The organism is Mycobacterium sp. ZZG, from assembly GCF_054786995.1.
Genome location: NZ_JBTBFV010000018.1, coordinates 62,640 through 89,502, shown reverse-complemented (window position 1 = coordinate 89,502; position 26,863 = coordinate 62,640). Strand labels below are relative to the sequence as shown.

The window sequence follows — 26,863 nt, the reverse complement described above, 5'->3', positions numbered from 1 at the left end:
CAACACAGCCACAGCTTCAAGCCGCTGCGCGATCGCCGCCGACTCGGCACGCGCCGCCGAACCCATCGCCTCGATAAGCTCCCGCGGCTCGACACCCTCGAACATACCTTCGATTATGGCAGGCAGCTCTGACACGATGACGCACCAAAAAGCGTGCGCGAAGGGGTGATTCACCGCAGCGGCGCACACCACCGCAGCCGGGTGCCACCGGAGGGCACCGGGTCGACGGTGAACATGCCGTCGGCCTCGACCGCCCGCTGCTGCAGATTGTTCAACCCGCTTCCGGTGATGTCCGCGGGGATCCCCCGGCCGTTGTCGACGACCTCGATGCACAGCTGGTCCGAGGCGGTGACGCTGACGTCGAGCGTGGTGGCCGCGGCGTGGCGGACCGCGTTGCTGACGGCTTCGCGGAGAACGGCTTCGGCGTGGTCGGCAAGCACCCCGTCGACCACGGACAGCGGTCCTTTGTACTGCACCGTGGTGTGCAACGTGGGGGTGGTGAACTGGGCGACGGCCTCGTCGAGCCGTTGCCGCAACCGGGTGCTGCCGCCCTGACCGCCATGCAGATCGAAGATCGCGGTGCGGATCTCCTGGATCACCTGTTGCAGGTCGTCGACGCACTCGGTGAGTCGTTCCTGGACGTCGGCGGCGCGGGCCCGCGGAATCGTGCCCTGCAGCGCCAGTCCGACGGCGAACAAGCGCTGGATCACGTGATCGTGCAGATCGCGGGCAATGCGGTCGCGGTCGCTGAGCACGTCGAGTTCGCGCAACTGCCGCTGCGTGCTGGCCAGTTGCCAGGCCAGAGCCGCCTGGTCGACGAACGCCGCCATCATGTCGAGATCGTCGCCATTGAACGGCGGCGCCGGCTGGGGCCGCACCGCCACCAACACGCCGGCGACCGTCTCGGCCGTCCGCAGCGGCAGCACCAGCGCGGGTCCGGGCCCCGAGTGCTGAAAGTCCAGCTCGTCGAAGCGGCGCGGCGTCCCGGTCGCGAAGACGTCCCCGACCGGGCTGTCCGCGATGGGGATCGCGGTCGAGGTGCTCACCGGGCTGTCACCGGCGGTCGCCGCCACCACCAGCTCGTCGACCGGGCCTTCCAGGTCATCGAGGTCGGGACGCACCGCGACCCAGGTGGTCTGCGCTCCGCTGAGGTGCCGCGATTCGTCGGCGACCAGCCGGAAGACCTTCGCGGGATCGACGCCGGAGAGCATCTCGGTGGCGATGTCGCGGGTGGCCTCGATCCAGGACTGCCGGATCTTGGAGTGTTCGTAGAGCCGGGCGTTCTCGATGGCGATGCCCGCCGCGGCCGCCAGCGCCTGGACCAGGACCTCGTCGTCCTCGCTGAACGGCTGCCCGCCCGCTTTCTCCGTCAGGTAGAGATTGCCGAACACCTCGTTGCGGATACGCACTGGTACGCCCAGAAACGTCCGCATCGGTGGATGGTGTTCGGGGAACCCGACCGAGGCCGAATGCTTCGAGATGCTGTCGAGCCTGATCGGCTTCGGATCGTCGATCAGCACACCCAGCACGCCGCGTCCCTCGGGGAGGTGCCCGATCTTCTCCCTGGTGGCCTCGTCGATGCCCTGGTAGATGAACTCGACCAGCTCGTGGTCGTGTCCGCGCACCCCGAGCGCGCCGTAGCGGGCGTCGACCAAGTCGATCGCGGTACGGACGATTGTGCGCAGTGTTTCGTCGAGTTCCAGCCCCGACGTCACCACCAGCATGGCGTCCAGCAGCCCGTCGAGCCTGTCGCGCCCTTCGACGATCTGCTCGACACGGTCCTGCACTTCGTTGAGAAGTTCGCGAAGCCTAAGCTGAGACAGCGTGTCGCGGAGCGGACGCGCGCCGGTTTCGGCGGCCGGCTTGCCCTTGCGGGTCACGCCACCATGGTGCCATCCGTGCGGACGAAACGTGCAACATCGGTCCGAATCCCCGTGTCAGGCATCCGAATGTGATAGTTGCGCCCGGAAATACCGCTCGGCGTCGTCGCGGTGGAACACCGAGGTGCCCGGGGTCTGCAGCTTCGCCGTGGCCGCCGCCATCCCGAACCGCACCGCCCGCTCCAGCGGCCAACGGCGGGCGAGGCCGACGGTGATGCCGGCGACCATGGCGTCGCCCGCGCCCACACCACTGACCGACGTGACCGGCAGCGCCGGAAACCGTTCCCCGTCAGTGGATGTGACCAGCAGCGCGCCCTGCGAACCCAACGACACCACCACCGCTTTCGTCACGCCGCGGTCGATGAGTTCGCGGGCGGCGGCGACTTGCTCCGGTTCCGTTGCCAGCGGTCTGCCGACACACTCGCGGAGCTCACGGACGCTGGGCTTGAGCAGGTGGACTCCGGACGTGACATGGCTCAGCCCGCTCCCGGACGTGTCCAGAATCAGCAAAACGCCTGTAGCCGTGCAGACGTCGGCGACCCGCCGATAGAAATCGGGCGGCACCCCCGGTGGCAGGCTGCCGCTGGCGACGACGATCTGCGCGGACCTCGCGGAGCGCCGAAGCGCCTCGAGGCACCGCGCCTGTTCACCTGCACTCAGGACGGGCCCGGGGAGAATGAAGCGGTACTGCTTGCCGCTGACCCGCTCGTTGACGGTGAAGCTCTCCCGCGTTGCACCGTCGATGAGCACCGGGTCCTCCGGTACGCCGGAGGCGTGCACCAGATCGATGACCCGCGCACCGGTGGAGCCGCCGGCGGTGAACACCGCCGACACCGACGCACCGAGTGCGTGGGCGAAGCGGGCCACGTTGACCCCGCCGCCGCCCGCGTCGTATCTCTCTGCGCGGCAACGGATCTTCTCGGTCGGAACGACTTCGTCGGCCTCGGCGGTGACATCGAGCGCGGTGTTCATCGTCAACGTGACGATCGCCGAGCCGCTCATAGACCGGTGGGGTAGGTCTCGGGAGTCTCGCCGGCCACCCAGACGCTGGTGACCTCCAGCGGCTCCAGCGCGGTGGTCTTGTCGATGTGGATGATCCCGTCGTACTGTTCGCCGGGCCGGACGTGATAGTAGTGGCTCTGCCGCTCGGTGGCGGGCAGGTAGATCACCCCGATGGCGCGCACGAGCCGGACGTCGTCCAACGGTTCGGCGGCGGCGCGGCTGATCAGGGGCGACACCAGGAACTCGGGACGGTCGACCTCGTGGAACAGCTCTTCCACACTGCCGTTCAGCGCCGGGCGGACCACCTTGCGCTCGGCGACCCCATCGCCGACGTGAGAGTTGCGCGCCCACACCACGATCCGCGCCGGTTCGGTACCGCCGCGCTGTTCCAGATGCCGGTCCAGGTGGCGGAGCAGCGCCTCCAGTGTCGTGGCCATGTGCCGGTCGCGGAGATTCCACGATGTGACCCGGCCACCGAACATCGCCCGGTAGTACATCTCCGCGTCACGGACCGTCTGCGCGTTCTGCTGGGCGTAGAAGAGTTCGTCCTCGGCGAGCATCCCGTCGCGGCGCGCATACTCCAGGGCGTTGCGGTGCAGTTCGACGAGCTGTTCGACCGCTTGGCGTTCGCACGACAGACCGGCGCCGAACGCGGCGGCAAAACCGTAGGCCTGACCGTCGTCGGCCGAAGTGTGGTCGAAGCAGGAGTAGCGCTCGCGTGCCCGCTGCGCCGCAGCAGGATCGACGTTGTCCAGGAAGTGGACGACCTCGCGCATGGACCGGTGCAGGCTGTAGAGGTCCAGTCCGTAGAAGCCCGCCTCCCGGTTGCCGTGCGCGCGGCGCTCGGCATTGCTTGCCCGCAGCCATCCGGCGAAATCCCGCACCACGGTGTTGCGCCACATCCACGCCGGGAAACGCTCGAAGCCGCTCAACGCCTCTTCGGCCGAGCCGTCACCGCCTTGCCCGCGCACATAGCGGTTCACCCGGTAGGCGTCGGGCCAGTCGGCCTCGGCGGCCACCGCGCAGAAACCCTTCTCCTCGATCAACCACTTGGTGATCTCGGCGCGGGCGTCGTAGAACTCGTTTGTGCCGTGGGAACTCTCGCCGATCAGCACGACGCGCGCGTCACCGATCAGTTCGTCGAGCGCCTCCCGCGGCGGCACACCCGCGGGGGCGTTCACGGCGCAGCGGCCGAGGATCTCCGCGGGAGTCTCGGCCAGCCGGATCCGCGCCGTGCCCGTCCCGACGGTCGGGGTCTGGAGAAGTTCGCGCACTTCGTCGTCACTGACCTGCCGGAAGTCCCAGAACGACTCCCCCACTGCGAGAAAAGGCGTCGGCATCGAGGCGCACACCACGTCGTCGACGACGCCGGTGAACTCTCGGCACGTCGATTCCGGGGCCGCCGGCACCGCGATGACGATCTCGGCCGGGTCCATCTCGCGCAGCGCCTGCACAGCGGCAAACATGCTCGCCCCGGTTGCGACCCCGTCGTCGACGAGAATCACTGTCTTACCGGCTAATTCGAGCGGTGGCCGTCCGCCGCGGTACGCCGCCTCACGACGGAGCAGTTCCCGGCCCTCCCGCTCGGCCACGTCCCGCAGCTGCTGGGGCGACACCCGCAACGCGCGCACCACGTCGTCGTTGACGACCACCCTGCCGCCGCTGGCGAGCGCGCCCATCGCAAACTCATCGTGGCCGGGCGCGCCGAGCTTGCGCACGATGAACGCATCCAGCGGTGCGCCCAGTGCCGCGGCCACCTCCCAAGCCACCGGGATGCCGCCTCGGGCCAACCCGAGGACCACGATGTTCTCTCGGCCGCGGTATCCGCCGAGCAGACCGGCCAACACCTGCCCCGCTTCACGGCGATCGCGGAACACTCGTCTGGGCCCGCCGCTTACGGCGCGTCGTGCAATCGTCATGAAGGGACGCTACCCACCGTCCCGGTCCCGAATCTGTGGCACAAAGTCACTTCTTTGGTCAACCATCGGCACCGGAGGCCGTCCAGGGGCACCATGGCTGGCATGGAGGTCGCGGTGATCGAGTCCGCGGGGCTGCAGCAGCTGGTTTCCGCGCTCAAAGACATGGGATTCCGGGTGGTGGGTCCGACCGTGTCCGGCAGTGCGATCGTGCTCGCCGAGATCGACAGCGCCGACGAGCTGCCGGCCGGGTGGGGGGTCGACGTCGCTCCGGGACACTACCGGCTGCGCCGCCGGGACGACGACGCGGTGTTCAACCATTCGGCCGGTCCGCAATCGTGGAAACAGTTCCTGCATCCGCCCCGGCAGAAGATCTGGAGTTCCGGGCCGGGCGGCGCCGACAGCGAGGACCCGCCGGTGCGCTACGCGTTCCTCGGGGTCCGTGGTTGCGACCTCGCCGCGATCGCCGTGCTCAACAGAGTGCTGGGCAGGAGCACCCATCCGGATCAGAGTTTCGCCGAGCGCCTCGGACGCGCGTTCGTCGTCGCGGTCAATTGCACCGAACCGGGAGGTCTGTGCTTCTGCGCCTCGATGGGCACCGGCCCCGGCGCCGGTCCCGGCTACGATCTGGCCCTGACCGAACAGACCGGACAGGACGGCCGCCGCTACCTGGTCGACGTGGCCAGCGAAGCCGGCGCCGACGTGCTGCGCCGGGTGTCGCACCGCGATCCGCACAGTTCCGAAATCGACTGCGCGCGCGACAGTGTCGCCAAGGCGGCACACCACATGGGCCGCCAGATGCCGGCCGGTGACCTGCGCAACCTGCTCGCGGACTCCCGCGAGTCACCGCACTGGGACGAGGTCGCGTCACGCTGCCTGACGTGTGGCAACTGCACCATGGTCTGCCCGACCTGCTTCTGCACCAGCACCGAAGACGTCACCGACCTCACCGGCACGCATGCCCAACGGTGGCTGACGTGGGCGTCGTGTTTCGAGTTCGACTTCACGTTCGTCCACGAGGGCAGCGTGCGGCAGTCCGGGTCGTCGCGGTACCGGCACTGGCTGACCCACAAACTGGGCACGTGGCACGACCAGTTCGGCACCTCGGGCTGCGTGGGCTGCGGACGCTGTATCGCGTGGTGCCCCACCGGGATCGACATCACCGAAGAGATGACGACCTTGTCGGAACTGGCGGATCCGGGCGATGACTGAGACCGGCCGCACCGCCATGACGCCGGTCCCCTACCGCGTGGTCAGCCGTGTCGTCGAGAATCGCGATTCTGCGACCTTGCGTCTGGCGCCGGTCGACGCCGCGCTGCCTCCGCCCGCGCCCGGCGAGTTCATGATGATGTACGCGTTCGGGATCGGCGAGATCGCGATCTCGGTGAGCGGACTGCCGGATCCGCCGGATCAGACCGTCGCCCACACCGTGCGGGCCGTAGGCGCGGTCAGCCGGGCCCTCCACGATGCCGAACCGGATTCGGTGATCGGCCTGCGCGGACCCTTCGGCACCAGCTGGGCGCTGGCCGGCGCCACCGGCCGCGACCTCGTGATCGTCGCGGGCGGAGTCGGATTGGCGCCGCTGCGGCCGGTGGTGTGCGTCGCGCTGGCCGAACGGCACCGGTTCGGCCGGGTGACGTTGATAGCCGGGGCACGGACCCGCGAGGACTTCCTGTTCGCCGACGAGCTCGACGGCTGGAGCCGGCAAGGGGTCATCGATGTGCACATCACCGTCGATGTGCCGGTGCAGGGCTGGCAGGGCGAGACCGGCAACGTCTGCGAGCCGCTGCGCAGGCTGCCGCTGCACTCAGACACCACGACGGCATTCCTGTGCGGGCCGGAGATGATGATGCGCGGCGCAGCCGCCGAGCTGCTGCGAAAAGGACTGGCGCCGAACGCTATCGAACTCTCAGTCGAACGCAACATGCAGTGCGGCGTCGGCTGGTGCGGGCACTGCCAGCTGGGCCCGCTGCTGTTGTGCCGCGACGGTCCGGTCGTCGGCTACGACGTCGTCGGGCCGTTGTTGCAGGTCGAGGAGCTATAGATGAGTGTCCCCAGGCTCGCGGTGTGGAAGTTCGCCTCGTGTGACGGCTGCCAGCTGACGCTGCTCGACTGCGAAGACGAGCTGCTGACCCTCGCCGGGCAGGTAGAGATCGCCACGTTCCTGGAGGCGTCCAGCGCGATCGCCGCCGGCCCCTATGACGTCTCTCTGGTCGAGGGATCGATCACCACCGCGGCCGACGCGCGGCGGATCGCCGAGATCCGGGCCCAATCGCAGATCCTGGTGACGATCGGCGCGTGCGCGACCGCGGGCGGGATCCAGGCGCTGCGCAACTTCGCCGACGTCGACGAGTTCACCTCGCTCGTATACGCGCAACCCGAGTACATCGACACCCTGGCGACCTCGACGCCCGCCTCGGCGCATGTCACGGTCGACTACCAGCTCCAGGGGTGCCCGATCGACCGCGGACAACTGCTCGACACCCTCGCGGCGCTGCTGGTCGGCAGGAAACCCCGGCTGCCCGCCAAGACGGTGTGCACCGAGTGCAAGAACCGCGGTGTCACCTGCGTCGTGGTCGCCGACGGCACCCCGTGCCTGGGCCCGGTCACACACGCGGGTTGCGGCGCGCTGTGCCCGTCGCTGTCCCGAGGGTGTTACGGCTGCTTCGGCCCGGCCGCTACGCCGAACACCGCGGCGCTGATCCCGGTGCTGCGCCGCGACGGGATGTCGGGCCCCGACGTCGAGCGGGTGTTCAGCACGTTCAACGTCACCCGCTTCGCCGGCCAACGCAACGACACCGCACGCACCGACACCGAGCGCAACGAGCCGTGAACGCCGGGAACAACGGAAGCCGCACCCTACGCGTCGGAGCACTGACCCGGGTCGAGGGTGAGGGTGCGCTGAACGTGACGCTGACCGGCGGTGTGGTCGACACCGTGGAACTCAACATCTACGAACCGCCGCGGTTCTTCGAGGCGTTCCTGCGCGGCCGCTCCTACACCGAGCCGCCCGACCTCACCGCCAGGGTGTGCGGCATCTGCCCGGTCGCGTACCAGATCAGCGCGTGCAACGCCATTGAGGACGCCTGCGGGGTGACCGTCGACCCCGAGCTGGTGGCGTTGCGCCGGCTGCTGTACTGCGGCGAGTGGATCCACAGCCACGCCCTGCACATCTTCCTGTTGCATCTGCCCGACTTCCTGGGCTACCCCGACATCGTCGCGATGGCCCGGGACCACATCGAGCTCGTCGAGCGCGGGCTGGCGCTGAAGAAGGCGGGCAACCGGCTGATGGAGCAGCTCGGCGGCCGCGCCATCCATCCGGTCAACGTGCGGTTGGGCGGCTTCTACTCCGTGCCGTCCCGTGCACAGCTGCGGCCGCTGGCCGAGCAGCTGCGCCGCGCCCTCGACGATGCGCTGCACACCGCTGACTACGTCGCGCGGCTCGATCATCCGGACGCCGAGTTCGACCACGAGTTCCTGGCGTTGACCGCCACCGACCGCTACCCGATCGAGAACGGGACCGTCGCACGCAGCTCCGGACCGTCGTTCGACGTCCGCGAATTCGGCGACCACGTGGTCGAATCGCAGGTGCCGCATTCCACGGCGCTGCACGCGACCCTGGACGGCGCCCGCTATCTGACCGGCCCGCTGGCGCGGTACTCACTGAACTCGGCGCGCCTGTCCCCGTTGGCAGCCCAGACCGCGGCGGACGCCGGTCTCGCCGCGACCTGCCGTAACCCTTTCCGCAGCATCGTCGTTCGCGCGGTGGAGGTGGTGTACGCGCTCGACGAGGCACTGCGCATCATTGACAGCTACCAACCGCCTTCGCGTCCGCATGTCGACGTGCCGGCCCGCGCCGGGGTCGGGCACGGCGCGAGTGAGGCGCCGCGCGGACTGCTGTACCACCGCTACGAGATCGGCGACGACGGCCTGATCCGCGCGGCGACGATGGTGCCCCCGACGGCACAGAACCAGGCCGCGCTCGAACACGAGATGGGCGTGCTGGTGGGCGCCAACCTCGACCTCGACGACGTCGCGCTGACGTCGCTGTGCGAGAAGGCGATCCGCAACCACGACCCGTGCATCTCCTGTGCCGCGCACTTTCTCACGCTGACGGTCGAACGCCGTTGAGCGCGTTGGTGATCGGGGTGGGCAACCCGTTCCGTCGCGACGACGGCATCGGCCCGGCCGTCGCCGCCGAGGTGGGCAAGCTGTCACTGCGCGGGGTGCGGGTCATGGTCGCCACCGACGATCCAGCCGAGATGATCGATGCGTGGGACGGGACCGAGCTGACTGTGGTGGTCGACGCGGCCGCCGGCGACGACGCCGTCCCGGGCCGGATCCGCCGCTGGACACCGGAGGCCGGGTTGCGGCCGGCAACGGTGAGCACACATGCACTGGACCTGCCCGCGGCCTATGCGCTCGGGCAGGTTCTGGGCCGTGCGCCGCGGCGGCTGGTGGTGCTCGCCGTCGACGCGGCCGAGGTGGCATTCGGTGATGGGCTGAGCTCCGCGCTCACAGCGGCGGTGCCGACGGTGGTTGCCGCGGTGGTGTCCGAACTGCGGGGCGGGCCACCTTGCGCCGGGATCGTGTCAGGGACCGCCGGCACCCGGGTCAGCCCGGTCATCAAGTGAATTCCACCGTGCCACCGGCGACGAGATTCTGTGACTGGCCCCTGCATTCGACCAATACCGGCGAGGCGTCACTGGGTTCTGCACTGAGCGTCGAGGACCGCCCCGACACCGTCAACCTGAGCCGGTGCCCGCGGTAGCGGAACGTATAGGCCAGCCTGCCCAGCGGCTCGGGCCACAGCGGGCCGACCACGATCCGGTCACGGCGCAGCTCCAGCCCGGTGAAGCACCGCTGCAACAGGTCGATGCTGCCCGCCATGGCCGCCAGATGGATGCCCTCGGGAGTGGTGCCGCGCTGGATGTCGACCACGTCGGAGGCCATCACCTGACGGAAGTAGTGCATGGCCTGGCGACGGTTGCCGCGGGCGAGCACCCAGGAGTGCACCACCGCGCTCAAGGTGGACCCGTGTGAGGTGCGCTGCCGGTAGTAGTCGATGGTGGCCGGGATCTGTTCGGGCACGAAGTTGTAGCCGAGGCGGTCGAACAACTCGTACAGCTCGTCGGCGGACAGCAGGTAGAACAGCATCAACGTGTCGGCCTGCTTGCCCGCCTGGTAGTTGTTGACGCTGTCGCCCTCGGCTTCGAGAATGCGGTCCAGCCGCTGCAGGTTGTCGTAGCGGCTCCGGTACGCCTCCCAATCCAGTTCGCGCAGCTGCTCGTAACCCTCGAACTGGCTGATGACGCCATCGTGGAACGGCACGAACATCCGCCGGCTGACGTCCTCCCACTGCGCGAGGTCCTCGTCACCGACCCCGACCGTCTCCAGAAGCGCCAGCCGGTAGGACAGCGGCAACCGCTCGAGGGCCTCCAGGGTCCGCATGATCACCCACACCGCCATCAGGTTGGTGTAGGCGTTGTTGTCGATTCCGTCGTACTCCCGGCCCGGATAACCGGAGTGGAACTCGTCCGGGCCGATCACCCCGCGGATCACATACCGGTCCCGCTGTGGGTCCAGGCTCGCGGCGCTGACCCAGAACTTGGTGATCTCGACCAGCATCTCGGCGCCGTAGTCGATGAGGAACCCGATGTCTCCGGTGACCTGATAGTGCTGCCAGACGTTGAACGCGATGGCCAGGCCCACGTGGTGGGCGCGGGCGCTGGCGTCGAGGTTCCACCGACCCGACCGCGGATTCAGATGCAGCCGTTGACTTTCCTCGCGGCCATCGCTGCCCGACTGCCACGGAAACATCGCCCCCGCGAACCCCGCCTCGAACGCAGCCCGTCGGGCCTCGGATAACCGCCGGTAGCGGTACAGCAGAAGCGAGCGGGTGACCTTCGGCAACCGCATGTTCATCACCGGGAAGACGAACAGCTCGTCCCAGAACACGTGGCCCCGGTAGGCCTCGCCGTGCAGTCCCCGCGCCGGCACGCCGACGTCGAGATCGGCGGTGTGCGGGGACAGCGTCTGGAGCAGGTGCAGCTGGTGCAGGCGCACGAGGCGCAACAGATCGGGGTCGTGTCCCATGTCGACGTTGAACCGCTCCCAGAGGTGGGCCCACGCCAGCCGGTGCCGTTCCTCCAGTTCGTCGAAGCCGGGGGTGGCGGCCACTTCACGCTCGGCCGCGGTGACCGGCCCGGAGATGCCATGGTCGCGGCTGGTGTACACCGCGACCACCTTCTCCAGTGTGACGGCACGACCGCCGGTGACCTCGACGGCGATGTCGTGGCCGATCCGGGTGTCGTCCCGGATGATCGCGCGGGCGACCGACGCGGGTTCCCCTCCGGTCAGGCGGTTGCGTGCCGCGACCGCGACCTGGATCTGCGACTCACCGGTCTGCGCCTCCAACAGCACGGCGTCATCGGACAATTCGCGCAGACCGTCGACCGCCAGGTGCCGCGAGGACAGGTCCCGGTACCGCTCCACTCCGAGGTTCTCCACCCCTCCGTCGATCACCGAACGGAATTCCAGTCTCCCGGACCAGTTCTCGGCATGGACGGTGGTCCGCATCGCCGCCACGTGCGGCCGGTGCATCGCCACCAGCCGGCGCTGCCGGACATCGGTGATCCGCCCTTGCCCGTCCCGCATCACGAACTCTCGGGTCAGGGTGGCGCGGCGCAGGTCCAGCGTGCAGACGTAGGAGGTGAGTTCGACCGCGTCGATGTCGAACCACTCCCCGCCGTCGATGCGGAACGTCACCGGCAGCCAGTTGGGCAGATTCACCATGCTCTCGTTGTCGACGGTGGTGCCCGAGATCTCGTCGGTGAGACGGTTGTAGATCCCCGCCGCGTAGGTGCCCGGGTAGTGGGACCGCCCGGCACCGCACTCGGGCGCGGCGCCCCTGGCCGCCAGGTAGCCGTTGCCGAGCGTGCACAGCGCCTCCCGGAGCCGCTCGTCGTCGGGCAGATAGCCGCCGAACGTGAGCATCCACGGATCGTTGGTGATGTCCTGTTCGACGGCGAGCTGATCGGATAGCCGGGTGAGAAAGCGGCAGACGGCTTCTGGCCCGTCAAGGGCGAACCGCGCCGCGGACCGGCGGTCCCCCGATTCCGCGTTGCGGACCACCACGCCGATCCCCCGCAGGCGCACCGCGTCGAAGCCGTCCTCGTCGGTGAGATCGTCACCGATGTACACGGGCAGTAGCAGTTCGTCGCCGTCGATGCGGTCGAGGATCCACTCGACCGCCTTGCCCTTGTTCCAGCCGGTATCCGGTTGCAGCTCGATGACTTTGCGCCCGCCGCCGGCGTGCAGGCCGTGACGCTGACCGATGATCCGCACCGCCGCGACGACGTCGTCGACCGAACCGGGGTCGACGTTGCGATAGTGCGCGGCGATCGAGAACCGCTTGTCCTCGATCAACACGCCGTCGACCCCGCCGACCCGCCCGCGCAGCTCGGCCAGGGCACCGGCGAGCACGCGCACGGCTTCCAGACCTGCTTCGTTGTCGTGACGCACCCCGTCCGAGGAGCAGAGTTCGAACCCGTGACTGCCGGCGTACCAGATGCCGGGCACCCCGATCCGGTCCCGGATGTCGGCCAGGCTGCGGCCGCTGATCACCGCGACAGGGCAGCGTGCCGTGAGCGCTTCGAGCATCGCCCGGGCCCCGGGAATCAGCGTCGCCCCGGCCGGATCCCCGACGATGTCTGACAGCGTGCCGTCGAAATCGAGCAGCACGGCGGGAGTTCGCGTCTCGGCCAGTGGCACGATCTCGCTGTAGGACAGCAGCGCGTCGGACAGTTCGGAGATGTGCCGATAGTTGTCGCGCACGGTGACCGCGACCAGATCGGGTATCACGACGTCCGCACCACAGCGGCGCAGGTCCTCGGCGCGGTCGGCCCGGTCCACCCCGATGATCAACGCAAAGCCGCCTTCACGCGCGGCGGTGATTCCCGCGAGCCCGTCGTCGACGACGACGCAGCGCCCCGGATGGACCCCGAGCCGCTTGGCGGTCTCCCGCAGCATCGCCAGATCGGGTTCGCCGGGCAAGCCCAGCTCGTCGGCCACGACGCCGTCCACCCGCACGGGGAACAGGTCAGAAACACCTGCTGCATCCAGCAATTCGGCGCAGTCACGGCTGGTCGAGAACACCGCCACGGCGATATCGGCCGCCAACAGCCGGCGCACCAGGTCCACGGTCGAGGCGAACACCGGCACCCCGTCGGCCAGCATGTCGGCGAACAGCTGCTGGCGGCGGTGAACCAGACCCCAGACGCTGGCCTCGTCCAGTCCATCCGGCGCGCCGTCCGGGACGGCGATCCCGCGGCTCTCCAGGAATCCCTTCACCGCATCGAAAGGCTTTCTGCCGGAGATGAAGTCGCAGAAATCCCGGTCCGTCGCGGCGGACAGATCCTCGCCCGGCGCGGCGGACCGCCGGCTGAGGAAGTCGTCGAATGTGGCCTTCCACGCGGCGGCGTGCAGCGCCGCGGTGTCGGTCACCACCCCGTCCATGTCGAAGAGCACCGCGTCGTGATGGCGCGGATCGATGAACACCGGCAGCCCCATCTCCTCATGCCAGCGCGCCGGAGCCCGTCCCGGAAGGGGACGAAGTCCTTTTCCGCGGTTGAGTGTCCCAGAGAGGACCTAAGCCCCTACCAACTAAGGACTTTCGGCCCGGACGAAAGCGACCTCACACGCTACGCCGGGGCGACGGTGGGGGTGCAGGCTTGACCCATGGACTCAGGAACCCGCCACTCCCACCTGCGCGACATCTCGGCCCTGACCATCGGTGACGCCGAGGAGGCCGGCGGCAAGGGCGCAAACATGGGCGAGCTCGTCGCCGCGAAACTCCCCGTGCCGCCGGGTTTCGTCCTGCTGCGCGACTGCTACCGGGACTCCATGCGCGCCGGCGGCGTCGAGGCGGAGCTGGCGGCGCTGCATCGCGAGGCGCTCGACAACGTTGCCGACACCACGCGGCTCGGTGAGCTTTGCGAGCGCATGCAGGGCCTGGTGCGCAAGGCCGGCGTCGACGACACCACCCGATCGGCGATGCTGGCGGCTTATCACGCGATGGGCCCGGGCACCGTGGTCGCCGTGCGCTCGTCGGCCACCGGCGAGGACGGCGCCGACGCGTCGTTCGCCGGGATGAACGCGACCCTGACCAACATCACCGGCGACGACGGGCTCGTCACCGCGGTGACGCGGTGCTGGATGTCGCTGTTCAGTCCGCGCGTCATCACCTACCGGGCCAGCCGCGGTTTCCTCGGCGATCCCGCGATGGCCGTGGTGGTGCAGCAGATGGTCGACTCGGACAAATCCGGTGTGGCCTTCACCGCCGACCCGAGCACCGGCGCGCGGGACCGCGTGGTGATCGAAGCCGCGTTCGGTCTCGGCGAGGTGGTGGTCTCCGGTGCGGTGGAACCCGACACCTACGTGGTCTCCAAGGACACCATGCAACCGATCGACGTCCGGCTGGGCAACAAGGCTTTCAAGATTGTGCGGGGTGAGGACGGCACCGACACGCACGTGCAGCTCGACGACGCCACGGCGGCATCCCGGGTGCTGACCGACGGGGAGCTGCACTCGATCGCCGAGCTGGCGATCGCCACCGAGCGCCACAACGGCTGTCCGCAGGACACCGAGTGGGCCATCGCCGACGGCGCCGCCTACCTGGTGCAGGCCCGGCCGATCACCACGCTCGGGCACACCACCCCGCCGGCCCGGACCGAGCACGTGGTGCTGGCCCGCGGGCTGGCCGCGGCGCCGGGCATCGCGTCGGGCAAGGTGCGGGTGCTGCAGACACCGGACGAGGGGCATCGCCTGCAGGAGGGGGAGATCCTGGTCGCGCAGATGACGAACCCGGACTGGCTGCCCACGATCCGGCGGGCGGCCGCGCTGGTCACCGACACCGGAGGAATGACATGCCACGCCGCGATCGTGGCACGCGAACTGGGGGTCCCCTGCATCGTCGGCACCCGCACCGGGACCCGGGACTTGCACGACGGCACCACCGTCACCGTCGACGGCGCCCGCGGCGAGGTGGTGTCGGGCCGCGTCGAGCAGGCACCGCAGGTCACGGTGGCCGAACGCACCGCGCCGGTCGCGGCGACAGGGGAGGTCACCGGCACCAGGGTGTACGTGAACCTCGCGATGCCGGAGAGCGCGGAAACCGTTGCCGCCCAACCGGTCGACGGGGTGGGTCTGCTGCGCGCGGAGTTCATGCTGACCGAGGCGCTCGGCGGTCGCCATCCCCGTGACCTGATCGCGCACGGCGAACAGGACAGCCTCGTCGAGAAGATGGTGTCCTCGGTGGGCAGGATCGCCGCAGCGTTCGCGCCGCGGCCCGTGGTCTACCGCGCCACCGACTTCCGCAGCAACGAGTTCCGCGGCTTGGTGGGCGGCGCCGAATACGAACCGGTGGAACACAATCCGATGATCGGGTTCCGCGGCTGCTACCGCTACATCAAGGAACCAGAACTGTTCGCGCTCGAGCTGGAGGCGCTGGCCCGGGTGCGAGAGCAATCGCCGAACGTCGCGCTGATGATCCCGTTCGTGCGCACCCGGTGGGAGCTCGAGGAGTGCCTGTCGCTGGTCGATGCGAGCCCGCTGGGCCGCCAACGCGGAGTGCACCGCTGGGTGATGGCCGAGGTGCCGTCGGTGGTGCACTGGCTGCCCGAGTACATCGGCATGGGGATCGACGGGGTCTCCATCGGCAGCAACGACCTGACCCAACTGCTGCTCGGCGTCGACCGGGATTCCGACGTGTGTGCCGAACTGTTCGACGAATCCGATCCCGCGGTGCTGCATGCCATCCGGCGAATCATCCAGACCGCCAACAAGTTCGGAATCACCTCGTCACTCTGCGGTCAGGCGCCGTCGACCAACCCGGCGTTCGCCGAGCACCTGGTGCGGCTCGGCATCACCTCGGTGTCGGTGAACCCCGACGCCATGGATGCCACCCGCCGGGTGATCGCCGCCGCGGAGCGGCGGATCCTGCTCGCCTCCGCACGGTGACGGTCGACCGGGGCCGACCTGGAGCACCTCGACGACCACGAGCTCGAAGCGGCGGTCCGACGCACGACGATTTTCGCGCGCATCTCGCCGACTCAGAGCAGACCCTCCCCGGCACTGGTGGTCGCCACCGCGTCGGCAATCGTGATCGGTGTCGCGCTCACGATCTCACCCCTGAGCCCCCACCTCGGATTCACGCCACTTCCCTGGCAGTTCTTCGCCGCGCTGGTGGTATTGACCCTCGGCTACCTGGTCCTGGTCGATGTCACCAAGACGATGTTTTACGGCGAACCCGTGCATGTGGCCGACGAGCCCCTGCGCACCCGTGGGCGTGCCCACCGGGTGCACCGGCGCGCCGCGCGGTTCAGTCACCCTGCAAGGACCAATGGCCCTAGGCCGGTTCCGCGCGGCTCCCTAACGTGAGAATCACACTCTGCGAACGGAGAACGCGATGACAACCGCGAACAGCTCCATGCCCGTGGTCGCCGGTGTCGACGGTTCGGCGGCGGCCCTGGGCGCTGCGCTGTGGGCGGTGCACGAAGCCGCCGCACGGGGGACCGCACTGCGGTTGGTCTACGTCACCAAGCCGGTCCACCGCAACGCCGCCGAGTACGCCTGCGAGTACGCCGAGGACGTGCGCCGGGGTCGTGAGAGTCTGCGTGAGGCAAAGGCTCTCGCGGAGGCCGCGGGTGAAGCCGTGGACGTCGAGACCGCGATCGCCGACGGACCGCCGGCACAGGCGCTGGTCTCGCTGTCCGAGCATGCGCAGATGGTGTGTGTGGGTTCGGTCGGCATCGGCCGGTACGCCCGTTCGATTCTCGGCTCCACCGCCGCGGACGTGGCCGCGAAGGCCCGCTGCCCGGTCGCGGTGATCCGGCCTCGGCCGCGTGACAGCACCGACGGACCGAGCTGGATCATCGTCGCGGTCAACGACCGTCCCCACAACGGCGTCGTCATCGAGCAGGCGCTGCAGGAGGCGGCACTGCGTCATGCTCCGGTGCTGGTTCTGGGCGACAGCGAGGCGGCGGCGTCGACTGACGCACTCGAACAACGAATCCGTCCATGGCATCAGCGCTACCCGCAGGTGCACGTTTATCCGATCACCGATCGGGCCGACGTCGCGCACTTCCTGAAAAAGCACGACGAACCCGTACTTCTCGCTGTGATCGGTGACGACGAGGCCCACGAGGTCGCACAGATCGTCGGCCACGGCCGCTCCGCGCTGCGGCACGGCGCATCCTCGGCGCTCGTCGTCCGGTCCTGATGGTTTCCGAAACACCCGCCCAACACACAAGGAGACAGCCATGCGCGAAGCCACCGATCTCGGGATCCTCGTCGGCGTCGACGGCTCATCCGAGTCGCATGCGGCGGTGCGGTGGGCCGCCCAGGAAGCGGTCCTGCGTCAGCGCCCGGTGACACTGATGCACGTCGTGTCGCCGATCGTGGTCACGTGGCCGATCGAGACGGTCGTGTCGAGTTTCTATGACTGGCAGGAAGACAACGCCCAGCGGGTGCTCAAGCAGGCCCAGGAGATCCTGGCCGCAGCGGTGCCGGACGGCGCGCCGCTGGCGGTAAACGTCGAGCTCCGCCACGACGGCATCGTGCCCGAGTTCACCGATGCCTCCAAACACGCCGACGTGCTGGTGCTCGGCAGTCGTGGGCTGGGCCCGGTCGGCGGCGCAGTGCTGGGGTCGGTCAGCCGCACACTGCTGCACCATGCGCGGTGTCCGGTTGTGATCACCAAAGAGGGTGTGGTGCAGAAGGACAGCGGCACACTGCCGGTGCTGCTCGGCATCGACGGTTCCCCGGCGTCGGAGAAGGCCACGGCGTTCGCCTTCGACGAGGCCTCCCGACGCGGCGCCGACCTGGTGGCGCTGCACGCGTGGAGCGACGTCGCCGTCTTCCCGATCCTCGGAATGGACTGGCAGCAGTACGAGCAGCAGGGACACGAGATCCTCGCCGAGCGGCTGGCCGGCTGGCAGGAGCGCTATCCCGACGTTCACGTCCGGCGCCGGATCGTGTGCGACAAGCCGGCCCGGTGGCTGATCGACGAGTCCCGGCAGTGTCAGCTCGTGGTCGTCGGCAGCCGCGGTCGCGGCGGCGTCGCGAGTCTGCTGTTGGGCTCGGTCAGCACCGCCGTCGCCGAGTCGGCGCTCGCGCCGGTCGCCGTCGTGCGCGGCTGAGATGCCCGGCGTGCAGCCGTCCCGCTGGCGCCCCCTACTGGAGCCCACGTTGACCGTTCTCACCGTCGGGGCACTGGCGGCCGGCGGAGTGGCGTGGCTGTCAGGGGCTCCCCGAGTCGCCGACCTCTGCTGGGCCGCCGGGACGGCCATCGCGATCGTGCCCGCCGTGCTGTGGGTGCTGCTCGCACTGCGCAACGGACGCCTCGGCGTGGACCTGATCGCGGTGCTGTCGCTGGGGGGCACGCTGCTGGTCGGCGAGTATCTCGCGGGTGCGCTGGTCGCGGTGATGCTGGCCGGCGGCCGCGCCCTGGATGCCGCGGCCTCGCGCCGGGCGTCGCGGGACCTCAAGGCGCTGCTGGAACGGGCGCCCCGCTTCGCACGGCGCCGCACCGGCGACGTGGTCGAGGTGATCCCCATTGGCGATGTCGTGGTGGACGACATCCTGGTCATCGCCCCCGGAGACGTAGTGCCAGTGGACGGACGCGTCATCGAGTCCGTCGCGGTGCTCGACGAGTCCGCGCTGACCGGCGAATCCCTCCAGGTGGAACGCCCCGCCGGGGACGCCGTGCGCAGCGGAGTGGTCAACGCCGGCGACGTGTTCGCGTTGCGCGTCACGGCGACGGCCGAGGACAGCACCTACGCCGGGATCGTACGGCTGGCGCAGCAGGCCGGGGCCGAGAGCGCGCCGGTGGTACGGCTCGCCGACCGCTATGCTGCCTACTTCCTGCCGCTCGCGCTGGCGATGGCGGGCATCGCGTGGCTGGTCAGCGGGTCGCCGGTGCGGGCCGTCGCGGTGCTGGTCGTGGCCACCCCGTGCCCGCTGCTGCTGGCCGCTCCGGTCGCGATCGTGTCGGGTCTGTCCCGCGCCTCCCGGTCCGGGGTGGTGATCCGCAGCGGCGGCGCCCTGGAGAACCTCGGCCACGCGAGCACATTGGTGATGGACAAGACCGGCACGCTGACGATGGGCCAACCCGAGGTCGTCGACGTGGTCACGGCTCCGGGCGCCGACACCGCCGAGGTGCTGCGCCTGGCGGCCTCGGTGGATCAGGTCTCCCCCCACGTGCTTGCCGAAGCCATCGTCGCGGAGGCACTGGCCCGCGGCCTGCGGCTGTCGCTTCCGGCCGAGGCTGCGGAGGAGCCCGGGCGCGGGGTCAGTGCGGTGCTGGACGGCCGGCGGGTGACCGTCGGCAAACTGGGCGACGACGCCGCGCGATCGGAGTGGGCACAGGGCGCGGTGAACCGGGCGCGCCTGGACAGCGCCGCGCTGGCGTGGGTGTGCGCCGACGGAGCACCGGTCGGTGCGGTACTGCTGCGGGATCCGTTGCGCCGTCAGGCGCCCCGAACGATGCGGCGCTTACGGGAAGCCGGGTTCGATCGCCTGGTGATGCTCACCGGCGACCGGCCCGAACCGGCCCGCGAGGTCGCCACCGTGCTCGGGCTGGACGAGGTGTACACCCAGCAGACCCCCGCCGACAAGGTCGCCGCGGTGCAGCGGGAGCGCACGCGCGCGATCACGGTGATGGTCGGCGACGGCATCAACGACGCCCCCGCACTGGCGGCGGCCACGGTGGGGGTCGCGATGGGGGCGCGGGGGGCCACCGCGTCGTCGGAGGCCGCCGACATCGTGTTGACCACCGATCGCCTGGACCGTCTCGCCGACGCGATGGACATCGCCCGGTGGTCACGGCGCGTCGCGGTGCAGAGCGCGGTCGTGGGTATGTCGCTGTCCCTGCTGGCGATGGCCGCGGCCGCGATGGGCTGGCTGCCGCCCGCGGCCGGCGCGCTGCTGCAGGAGGGCATCGACGTGGCGGTCATTCTGAACGCGCTGCGGGCGTTGCGTCACAACCCGCACACCAGGGTCGACCTGGCTGCCCGCACCGAGACGATGCTGCACGGGTTCGCCGCCGAGCACGAGGAGCTTCGCGATGCGGTGGGACACATCCGCGACAGCGCGGACCGGCTGGCCGCGGGCGCCGACGCGGCCGCATACGAGTCGGTGCGGCAGTGCTACACGCTGCTCACCGACCGGATCCTGCCGCACGAGCGCGCCGAGGAGACCGAGCTGTATCCGGCGCTGGCGGCACCGCTGCGCAGCGGCGAGGCCACCGCCACCATGAGCCGGATGCACGCCGAGATCCAGCGCCTGTCCGACCGCATCGGCACCCACGTGCACCTGGCCGAGACCGCAGGCGGAATCCAGCCCTATCAAGTCGACGACCTGCTGGCGTGCCTTTACGGCCTGCACGCGCTGCTGCGGCTGCACTTCGCCCAGGAGGAGGAGAACTACTTCACGCTGGCGCAGGAGGACGCCGATCGGTGAGGCCGCCGGTGGCTACAGGCCGACGTACACCCGGTAGGCCTCGGCCACCGCGTCGGCCGGCGCTCCCGCGGTGTCGACCCTGTGTGCGCCCGGCCAGTCCGCCTCCCAGCCGGAAAGCTCGGCTGCCATCGCGGGGGTGGCGTCGGACGCCGACCCGGTCCTGTCCGCGATGCGTCGTTGCGCTTCGGAAATCGGTAGCGTGCACCGCAATTCGACGATCGGCGAGTAGGTCTCGGCCGCCACGGCGTGCGCCTGGCTCCGGTGACCGCCCTCGCGCCACGTCCCGTCCACCACCACCGGATGCCCGGCGCCGAGCCAGGTGCGCGCCCGGTGGAGCACCTCGTCGTACACCGCCGATATCTTCTCGGGCGCATAGAGACCGGTGCCGAGTCCACCGGACCGGCCCTCGATCTCACCACTGCTGATCAGCTCGCGCCGCACCTCGTCCGTGGAGATCACCTGCGCCCCGATCTTCTCGGCCAGCCCGTGGGCCACCGTCGTCTTGCCGGTGCCCGGCCCCCCGCCGATCACGACCAGCTTCACGCTCGCCGACCGCAGACGCGCCAGCGCGATCGACAGGTGCAGCCGGGCGTCGGCAGCGGCGTCGGGATGCCCCTGATCGACCCGCACACAATCGACCTTGGCGCGCACCGTCGCGCGGTAGGCGATACAGAAGTGGCGCAGCGTGCGTGCCGCCACATCCTCGGCCCGGCGGCAGTACTCCTCGAGGAACAGCGCGGCCAGATCGGGACGGCCGAGGAACTCCAGATCCATGGCCAGGAACGCCGCGTCGTCGATCCCGTCGACGTACCGGAGCCGGTCGTCGAACTCCAGGCAGTCCAGCAGCATCGGGCCTTCACCGGTGCAGAAGATGTCCTGGCTGAGCAGATCGCCGTGGCCGTCGACGACGCGGTGCGCGGCGATCCGGGCCGCGAAGAGCGGCTCACGACCGGCGAGGTACTGCATCGCCAACCGCTCGATCTCGATGATCGACTCGTCGGACAGCACGGTGCCGGCGTGCCGCCGCAACTCCGCGAGGTTCTGCTGCCACCGGGCGGTCAGCACCGCCGGGGTGGCCTCCCGGTCGATCGCCGGTCCGCGCTCGGCGCGCGCGTGGAACCGCGCCACCACCTCGGCGATCGACACCAGCCACCGCTCGACCGGGGCGCCGGCGCGCACCAGCGCGGACAGCCGTTCGTCGTCGGGGTACCGGCGCATCACGATCACAGGTTCCGTGTCACCCGACGGCGACTGGAACTGCCCCAGTCCGAGGTACGACGAGGGCGCCAGCCGACGGTTCAGCTCCACCTCACGCCGGCACGCGGCCTCCCGCCGGTCCTGGGTGCTGAAATCGAGAAAATCGGTGACCACGGGTTTCTTCACCTTGAACGCCCGGCCTCCGACCAGCGCGACCAGGCCGGTATGTGTCTCGTGCACTTCGGCGCCGAGGCCGCCGGTGGCCGTCGAGGGCATGCCGCTCATGGCGGTGATTCTGCTTCAGCACCGCCGCGCGCCGGCAGGGCCACCCGGTCCCGGCGCTGAGGACCATTGGCCCTGGACGCTCCGACCGGCTCCGGTCACAGTGGAGGGGCCGGACGGAGGTTTTCAGATGCGCGACACGGCCGTGGACATCGAGGTCATCACCGACGCCGTGGCCCTGGCCTCCCGCGCGCCGTCCCTGCACAACAGCCAGCCGTGGCGGTGGGTCACCGACGGTGTGGCGGTGATGCTCTTCCTCGACGACGCCGCGGCCCCGCGGCACACCGACCCCACCGGGCGGGAGCTGGTGATCAGCTGCGGAGCGGCGCTCGACCATTTCCGGGTGGCCATGGCGGCGGCGGGCTGGCGGGCCAACACCGACCGGTTCCCGAACCCGAACAACCGCGACCACCTGGCGTCCGTGGACTTCAGCCCCATGGATTTCGTCACCGACGCCCACCGCCGCCGTGCCGATGCCATCCTGCGCCGGCACACCGATCGGCTGCCGTTCGCCGAACCGCCCGACTGGGACGGATTTCTGCGGGAACTCGCCCAGGCGCCGGGCACCGCCGGGGTGTCCCTGCACGTCCTCCCCGACGAGGCGCGGGCCGCGCTCGTAAAGGCCTCGGAGCTGACCAGGGCGGCACGGCGCTACGACTCCGACTATCACGCCGAACTCGTCGGGTGGACCGCCGATGTCGAGGTGGCCGAGGGGATTCCGTCGTCGGCGCTGCTGTCCCCGGCCGAGCGCGATGACACCGACATCGGCCGCGACTTCCCGCCCGCGGGTCACGGTGATCGGCGCGCGGAGATCACCGAGGACCGCGCCAAGGTGGTCGTGCTGTCGACCGGGGATGACGATCGGGACAGTCTGCTGCGGTGCGGGGAGATGCTCTCGTCGTTCCTCCTCGACGCGACCATGGTGGGACTGGCGACGTGCACGCTGTCCCACCTGACCGAGATCGCGGAGAGCCGGAAGACCGTCGCGGGGCTGACCGGCGCGCAGAGTTCTCCGCAGCTGTTGATCCGCGTGGGTTCGGCCCCTGCCGACCGTGGGCTCGAACCGCCGACCCCTCGCCGTGCGGTCTCGGACGTCCTCCAGGTCAGGGACTGAGCCGTGTCCAGGTCGCCGGCGGTGCTCGTCGGGATCGACGGCTCCCGAACCGGTACCGCGGCCGCGGTCTGGGCCATCGACGAGGCCACCAGCAGAGATCTCCCGTTGCGCCTCGTGCACGCCGTCGCCACGACGGCGGGCGGCCAGGTCGGTGCCGATGACCTCGCCCGCGCCGGCCACATCGTCCACAGCGCGCTCGCCGCCGTCGAGGCCGTCGGCACGCCGGTCCGGGTGGAGGCCCAGATCGTCTGTGGCGCAACGGCGCCCATCCTGGCCGCCGCGTCACGCGACGCGGCCCTGCTCTGTCTGGGCTTCACCGACCCCTCTCACGGGAACCGCCAGGTCAGATCCACCGTCGCCGAGGTGGCATCGTCGGCCCGCTGCCCGGTGGCGATCATCCACTCGACGGACCACCTCCGCAGCGCGCGCTGGGTGGTGGCCGAAATCGGCGAGTCCCCGCCCGACGACGTGACGCTGTCACGCGCCGTCGACGAGTCCCTGCTCCGCGACGCCCCGCTGCGCGTCGTGGCGGCGTGGCCGTCCCGCTACCCGGACATCTACGACGATCACGCGGTGGCGAGAAAGAACCGTCTGGTCCGGGCCCGGTGGGAGCGCCGGCTGGCTCCGTGGCGCCGACAGCACCCGGAGCTCGATGTACACGTCACCGCGATCCCCGGGAGCATCCTCAATTACCTTGCCCGGCACCGTAAGAGCATCCGGCTGGCAGTGCTGCCCCGCGAACGGGCGGCCGATGTCGCCGAACTGCTCACCCCGTGCGTCGATTGCGGATTCGACATCCTGATCTGCGATGGTCCCCCTGAACCCGCGCCTCAAGACCGGACCAGCAACAGCGAGCAGTCCGGGTAGCCGGGGATCGGATGGCAGTTGCGCCTGCCCACCCCGGCCAGCTCCTGAGCGTCCCGGCGTCCCACCACGGCAAGTCCGACCCCGTTGCCGGACAGTTCGTTTCGGGTGTACTGCCGGCCGGTGCCCGCGGCGACCAGCTCGACGTGCACGTCCGGGTACCGCCGCACCCAGCTGCCGGTGCGCCGGTCGATCTGCCGCACGGTCGCGTGACGCAGCCGGCCCTCGTGCATCGCCAGGCCCACGGCGGCGTCGCTGTCGTCGTCGTCGGAGAGCACCACCGAGATCACGCCGTCGGTCCGCGGTGAACCGTCTCGTCCAGTCCTGATGATCGCGACCGGACAGCCCGCCGCTTCGGCCAGCGCCCGTGCGGTCGGGCCGACCGACTCCGACTCGGAGTCCTCGACCGGCCGGGAGCCGACACAGATCATCGACGCGTGCCGGGACTCCCGCAGCAGGATCTCCCCGGGTGTGCCGGGTTCCGACGCGGTTTCCACCTGCAGCCCGGACCGTCCCGCCGCGGCTTCGGCCCGCTCCAGGGCCCGCGCGAGCACGTCGTCGTCCGGCGCCGGTGTCGCGACGACGTGCACGAGGCGCAGGCACACGCCCAGGGCGAGCGCCTCGGCGGCGGCCCACTGCACGGCGTTGATCGCCGCCCGGGATCCGTCGACACCGACGACCACCGGCGCGTGAGCCAGCGGCGGTTCTGTGCTCATGTCGGGTTGTTCCTGCGGCCGCCGTTGTCGGCGAGGTCTTCGAGATCCCGGTCCCACGCCGCGAACCGAAGATGGTCGAGCCGCAGGCGCAGCAGCAGCCAGGTCGCCGCCCCCAGACCGGTCACCGCCGACCACACCCCGAGCGCGACGATGACCGCCTGGGCGGCGGCGTCCTCGTCGGTCTGCACCTTCTCGACCAGTTCCCCGGATTCGCGCACCGATATCGTCAGCTGCTCGCCGGCGCTCATCCGGTACGTCCTGATCCCGGCGGTGTGCGCGACACCCGCGAAGTTCCAGCCGACTTCGGTCAGGTACGGCTTCTCGTACGGCTGCGGCGCCGCCCGGCTGTCCTGCACCACGGTCGCCTCGACTGCCCGGTAAGAGAGCCGTTGCGCGGCGAAAGCATGTGCCAGGCGGTCGTATTCGGCGGTGCCGACCGCCCCGGCGACCGGAACGGTCAGCACGCTCGCGACGACGATCAGCATCACCGCGGTCGCCTCGACGCGGTCGGTCGGCCGGACGAGAGGGCTGCGGGACAGGAGGCGACGTAGCCAGACACCGAGGCCGAGGGTGAAGGTCTGCATAACGGGCTCCGGTCTGCGATGGGTCGGCCTCAGTCAGCGCCGCGCGCCACGATCACAGGGATGCGCGCCGCCTGCGCCACGGCGCTGCTGACCGAGCCGAGCGGCAGGCCGGCGAACCCGCCTCTACCGTGGCTGCCGACGACCAGCAGTTGGGCCCGTCGCGACTCCTCGATCAGCCGGTGCGCCGGATGGTCCTGTGCCACCACCCGCCGAACCAGGACGTCGGGGTACCGCTCACCCCATCCCGCCAGGCGCTGGGCCAGTTCTTCGTCGGCCTGCGCCGCCAGGTCCCCGACGGCCACGTCGACGTAGAAATCGGCTCTGTTCATCCAGGTGTGCACCGCGACGAGCCCGACCCCGCGCCGTGACGCCTCGTCGAAGGCCAGCGCCAACGTCGGTTCCGAAGCCGGTGACGCGTCGACACCGACGACCACCGGCGCCGACAGATCCCCGTCGGTGCGCGGCTGCTCGTCATGGATCACCGCGACCGGGCACCGGGAGTGATGCAGCATCGAGGTGGTGGTGGACCCCAGCAGAAGCCGCCCCAGCGCACTGAGGCCCCGGCAACCGACGACCAGCAGGTCGGCCTGCTCGGACGCATCGACCAGCACCGCTTTCACCCGACCGGACAGGGTCAGTTCCTTGACCGGCACCTGACGCCGATCCTGCAGGGCCGCGGAGACGGCTTTGACCGATTCCGCGATGATCTCAGCCGAACGGCGGTCGAGCGCCTCGGTGTACTGGGGTGTCACCGGCACGTCCAGCCACGGGCCGATCTCGTCGGTCGGTTGGACATGGACCAGCGTGATGGGCACATCCCGCAGCGACGCCTCGCGTGCCGCCCACTGCGCCGCCGCCAGCGAGGTCGGTGAGCCGTCGACCGCCGCGACTACGCCGTACGGCCTGTTCACAGGGAGAGACACTGTGTCACCTTTCGTTCGGGATGTGAGCCGGCGAGACGGTCGTCATCACGGAGCCCCTGCCGGGGTGAGCAACCCGTAGTCACCGTCGAAGCGCCGGTACAGCACGCTGGCCCGGCCCTGTGCGGCGTCGACGAAGAACAGGAACGGCAGGTCGAGCAGGGCAAGGCGCTCGAGCGCATCCTGCTCGCGCAGGCAGGGAAGCGGGTGCGGGCTGATCGTCACGAGTTCCCGATACGGGGTTACCTCACCGGCCAGGGCCGGCGCCACCAACGCCAGACGGTATCCCGTGGGCCCCGACCGGTAGATGACCGCCGCTGTGCCCGAACCGCTTTCGGTGAACAGGTGGAAGTCGTAATCGAGCAGTTCCATCTCCGTCACGGCCTCGTCGACCGTGCACGGCGCCATGGCGTAGGACTTGCGGCGCACCAGCCTGGGCTCCGGCGCCGTCCTTTCCAGAGCCCGGGGACTCCGCTGCGCCTTCTCCTCGTGCCGCCACGGCGGAGCCGCATCCGGGCCGCGCGGCGCATCCCAGCGCTCGGCCAGGTGTTTCAACCGGCGACGCAAGCGCGCTTCCAGCTCGTCGACCGCCTCCCGCGCGGTGACCGCCTCGACCTGCGCGCGCACGAGAAACCCGCCGACCTCGAGATTCGCCTGAGCGATCACCGGTCGCTCCACCGCCGGGTCGTGCCGCCGGGTCAGTCGGACACGCGCGTAGGTCACCGGCCTGCGGGCCAGGCGGGACAATCCGTCGATCTTGGCCTGCGCGTAGTCGGCAGCGCCCGGAAACTCGCCGTGTGTCGTCACATCGACGTCGACGGCCGGAGACGCCTCTACTCGGTTGCTCATGACTCGTTGGTACGCCGTGG

21 protein-coding genes are annotated in these 26,863 nt (G+C 70.0%); 12 read left to right on the top strand and 9 right to left on the bottom strand.

All coding sequences use genetic code 11. The features are described 5' to 3' along the window. Nucleotides 1-170: 170 nt before the first annotated feature. Genes ACXMYJ_RS13040 through ACXMYJ_RS13030 form a run of 3 tightly spaced genes read right to left on the bottom strand, consistent with a single transcriptional unit; the run spans nucleotide 171 to nucleotide 4,801 of the window. The gene (locus tag ACXMYJ_RS13040; protein ID WP_460356681.1) at nucleotides 171-1,880 is read right to left on the bottom strand and encodes a GAF domain-containing sensor histidine kinase; all 1,710 of its coding nucleotides are present in this window, start codon (nucleotides 1,878-1,880) and stop codon (nucleotides 171-173) included. A 57-nt stretch (nucleotides 1,881-1,937) separates the two neighbouring features. Next, nucleotides 1,938-2,882: a 1-phosphofructokinase family hexose kinase gene (locus ACXMYJ_RS13035; RefSeq protein WP_443188062.1), complete on the bottom strand. Its 945-nt coding sequence runs from the start codon at nucleotides 2,880-2,882 to the stop codon at nucleotides 1,938-1,940. Then, nucleotides 2,879-4,801 carry an erythromycin esterase family protein gene (locus tag ACXMYJ_RS13030; protein WP_460356678.1) on the bottom strand — a complete coding sequence of 641 codons (1,923 nt, stop codon included), beginning with the start codon at nucleotides 4,799-4,801 and terminating at the stop codon, nucleotides 2,879-2,881. Before ACXMYJ_RS13030 ends, ACXMYJ_RS13035 begins: the two co-directional genes overlap by 4 nt. Nucleotides 4,802-4,903: 102 nt before the next feature. Here ACXMYJ_RS13030 and ACXMYJ_RS13025 point away from each other — a divergent pair, with 102 nt between their 5' ends. The 5 genes from ACXMYJ_RS13025 to ACXMYJ_RS13005 are packed head-to-tail and all read left to right on the top strand — an operon-like array spanning nucleotide 4,904 to nucleotide 9,432. Further along, complete coding sequence (locus ACXMYJ_RS13025; protein WP_443188063.1) at nucleotides 4,904-6,010, top strand: 4Fe-4S dicluster domain-containing protein; 1,107 nt, start codon at nucleotides 4,904-4,906, stop codon at nucleotides 6,008-6,010. After that, nucleotides 6,003-6,842 carry an FAD/NAD(P)-binding protein gene (locus ACXMYJ_RS13020; protein ID WP_460356675.1) on the top strand — a complete coding sequence of 280 codons (840 nt, stop codon included), beginning with the start codon at nucleotides 6,003-6,005 and terminating at the stop codon, nucleotides 6,840-6,842. The genes ACXMYJ_RS13025 and ACXMYJ_RS13020 overlap by 8 nt, the downstream gene beginning before the upstream one ends. Continuing rightward, complete coding sequence (locus tag ACXMYJ_RS13015) at nucleotides 6,843-7,631, top strand: NADH-quinone oxidoreductase subunit B family protein (RefSeq protein WP_260757372.1); 789 nt, start codon at nucleotides 6,843-6,845, stop codon at nucleotides 7,629-7,631. Further along, nucleotides 7,628-8,929, top strand: coding sequence for a Ni/Fe hydrogenase subunit alpha (locus ACXMYJ_RS13010; RefSeq protein ID WP_460356672.1), 1,302 nt, complete (start codon nucleotides 7,628-7,630; stop codon nucleotides 8,927-8,929). Before ACXMYJ_RS13015 ends, ACXMYJ_RS13010 begins: the two co-directional genes overlap by 4 nt. Next, nucleotides 8,926-9,432 (top strand): hydrogenase maturation protease, encoded by a 507-nt coding sequence (locus ACXMYJ_RS13005; RefSeq protein ID WP_460356669.1) that lies wholly within the window; start codon nucleotides 8,926-8,928, stop codon nucleotides 9,430-9,432. Before ACXMYJ_RS13010 ends, ACXMYJ_RS13005 begins: the two co-directional genes overlap by 4 nt. Here the strand turns inward: ACXMYJ_RS13005 and otsB are convergent. Continuing rightward, nucleotides 9,425-13,369 (bottom strand): trehalose-phosphatase, encoded by a 3,945-nt coding sequence (gene otsB / locus ACXMYJ_RS13000; protein WP_460356666.1) that lies wholly within the window; start codon nucleotides 13,367-13,369, stop codon nucleotides 9,425-9,427. The genes ACXMYJ_RS13005 and otsB overlap by 8 nt on opposite strands. Nucleotides 13,370-13,537: 168 nt before the next feature. Between otsB and ppsA the strand changes: the two genes are divergently transcribed. From ppsA to ACXMYJ_RS12975, 5 genes are all read left to right on the top strand, one after another. Continuing rightward, the gene (gene ppsA / locus ACXMYJ_RS12995; protein WP_460356663.1) at nucleotides 13,538-15,817 is read left to right on the top strand and encodes a phosphoenolpyruvate synthase; all 2,280 of its coding nucleotides are present in this window, start codon (nucleotides 13,538-13,540) and stop codon (nucleotides 15,815-15,817) included. A gap of 117 nt (nucleotides 15,818-15,934) precedes the next feature. After that, nucleotides 15,935-16,237, top strand: coding sequence for a hypothetical protein (locus ACXMYJ_RS12990; protein WP_460356661.1), 303 nt, complete (start codon nucleotides 15,935-15,937; stop codon nucleotides 16,235-16,237). Nucleotides 16,238-16,265: 28 nt separating this feature from the next. Next, entirely contained in the window at nucleotides 16,266-17,078 is an 813-nt protein-coding gene (locus ACXMYJ_RS12985; RefSeq protein ID WP_460356659.1) for a universal stress protein, read from the top strand. Between the two features lie 40 nt (nucleotides 17,079-17,118). Further along, the gene (locus ACXMYJ_RS12980) at nucleotides 17,119-17,997 is read left to right on the top strand and encodes a universal stress protein (protein ID WP_260757362.1); all 879 of its coding nucleotides are present in this window, start codon (nucleotides 17,119-17,121) and stop codon (nucleotides 17,995-17,997) included. A gap of 10 nt (nucleotides 17,998-18,007) precedes the next feature. Next, a complete protein-coding gene (locus ACXMYJ_RS12975; protein WP_460356657.1) occupies nucleotides 18,008-20,317 on the top strand; it encodes a heavy metal translocating P-type ATPase in 2,310 nt (769 codons plus the stop codon). A gap of 12 nt (nucleotides 20,318-20,329) precedes the next feature. Here ACXMYJ_RS12975 and ACXMYJ_RS12970 read toward each other — a convergent pair whose 3' ends face one another. Beyond that, nucleotides 20,330-21,799, bottom strand: a complete 1,470-nt coding sequence (locus ACXMYJ_RS12970; RefSeq protein WP_460356654.1) for a bifunctional aminoglycoside phosphotransferase/ATP-binding protein — start codon at nucleotides 21,797-21,799, stop codon at nucleotides 20,330-20,332. A gap of 127 nt (nucleotides 21,800-21,926) precedes the next feature. Here ACXMYJ_RS12970 and ACXMYJ_RS12965 point away from each other — a divergent pair, with 127 nt between their 5' ends. Both ACXMYJ_RS12965 and ACXMYJ_RS12960 read left to right on the top strand, forming a co-directional pair. After that, nucleotides 21,927-22,910 (top strand): Acg family FMN-binding oxidoreductase, encoded by a 984-nt coding sequence (locus tag ACXMYJ_RS12965; protein ID WP_460356652.1) that lies wholly within the window; start codon nucleotides 21,927-21,929, stop codon nucleotides 22,908-22,910. A 3-nt stretch (nucleotides 22,911-22,913) separates the two neighbouring features. Continuing rightward, complete coding sequence (locus ACXMYJ_RS12960; protein WP_460356650.1) at nucleotides 22,914-23,777, top strand: universal stress protein; 864 nt, start codon at nucleotides 22,914-22,916, stop codon at nucleotides 23,775-23,777. Here ACXMYJ_RS12960 and ACXMYJ_RS12955 read toward each other — a convergent pair. From ACXMYJ_RS12955 to ACXMYJ_RS12940, 4 genes are read right to left on the bottom strand one after another with little or no spacing between them, the layout of a single operon-like run. Beyond that, a complete protein-coding gene (locus ACXMYJ_RS12955) occupies nucleotides 23,741-24,490 on the bottom strand; it encodes a universal stress protein (protein WP_443188076.1) in 750 nt (249 codons plus the stop codon). The two genes, ACXMYJ_RS12960 and ACXMYJ_RS12955, sit on opposite strands and share 37 nt — an antisense overlap. Further along, the gene (locus tag ACXMYJ_RS12950; protein WP_460356646.1) at nucleotides 24,487-25,074 is read right to left on the bottom strand and encodes an Rv1733c family protein; all 588 of its coding nucleotides are present in this window, start codon (nucleotides 25,072-25,074) and stop codon (nucleotides 24,487-24,489) included. Before ACXMYJ_RS12950 ends, ACXMYJ_RS12955 begins: the two co-directional genes overlap by 4 nt. A 29-nt stretch (nucleotides 25,075-25,103) precedes the next feature. Next, complete coding sequence (locus ACXMYJ_RS12945) at nucleotides 25,104-25,997, bottom strand: universal stress protein (protein ID WP_460356643.1); 894 nt, start codon at nucleotides 25,995-25,997, stop codon at nucleotides 25,104-25,106. Nucleotides 25,998-26,042: 45 nt separating this feature from the next. After that, nucleotides 26,043-26,843, bottom strand: a complete 801-nt coding sequence (locus ACXMYJ_RS12940; RefSeq protein ID WP_460356640.1) for a ribosome hibernation promotion factor — start codon at nucleotides 26,841-26,843, stop codon at nucleotides 26,043-26,045. Between the last annotated feature and the right edge of the window lie 20 nt (nucleotides 26,844-26,863).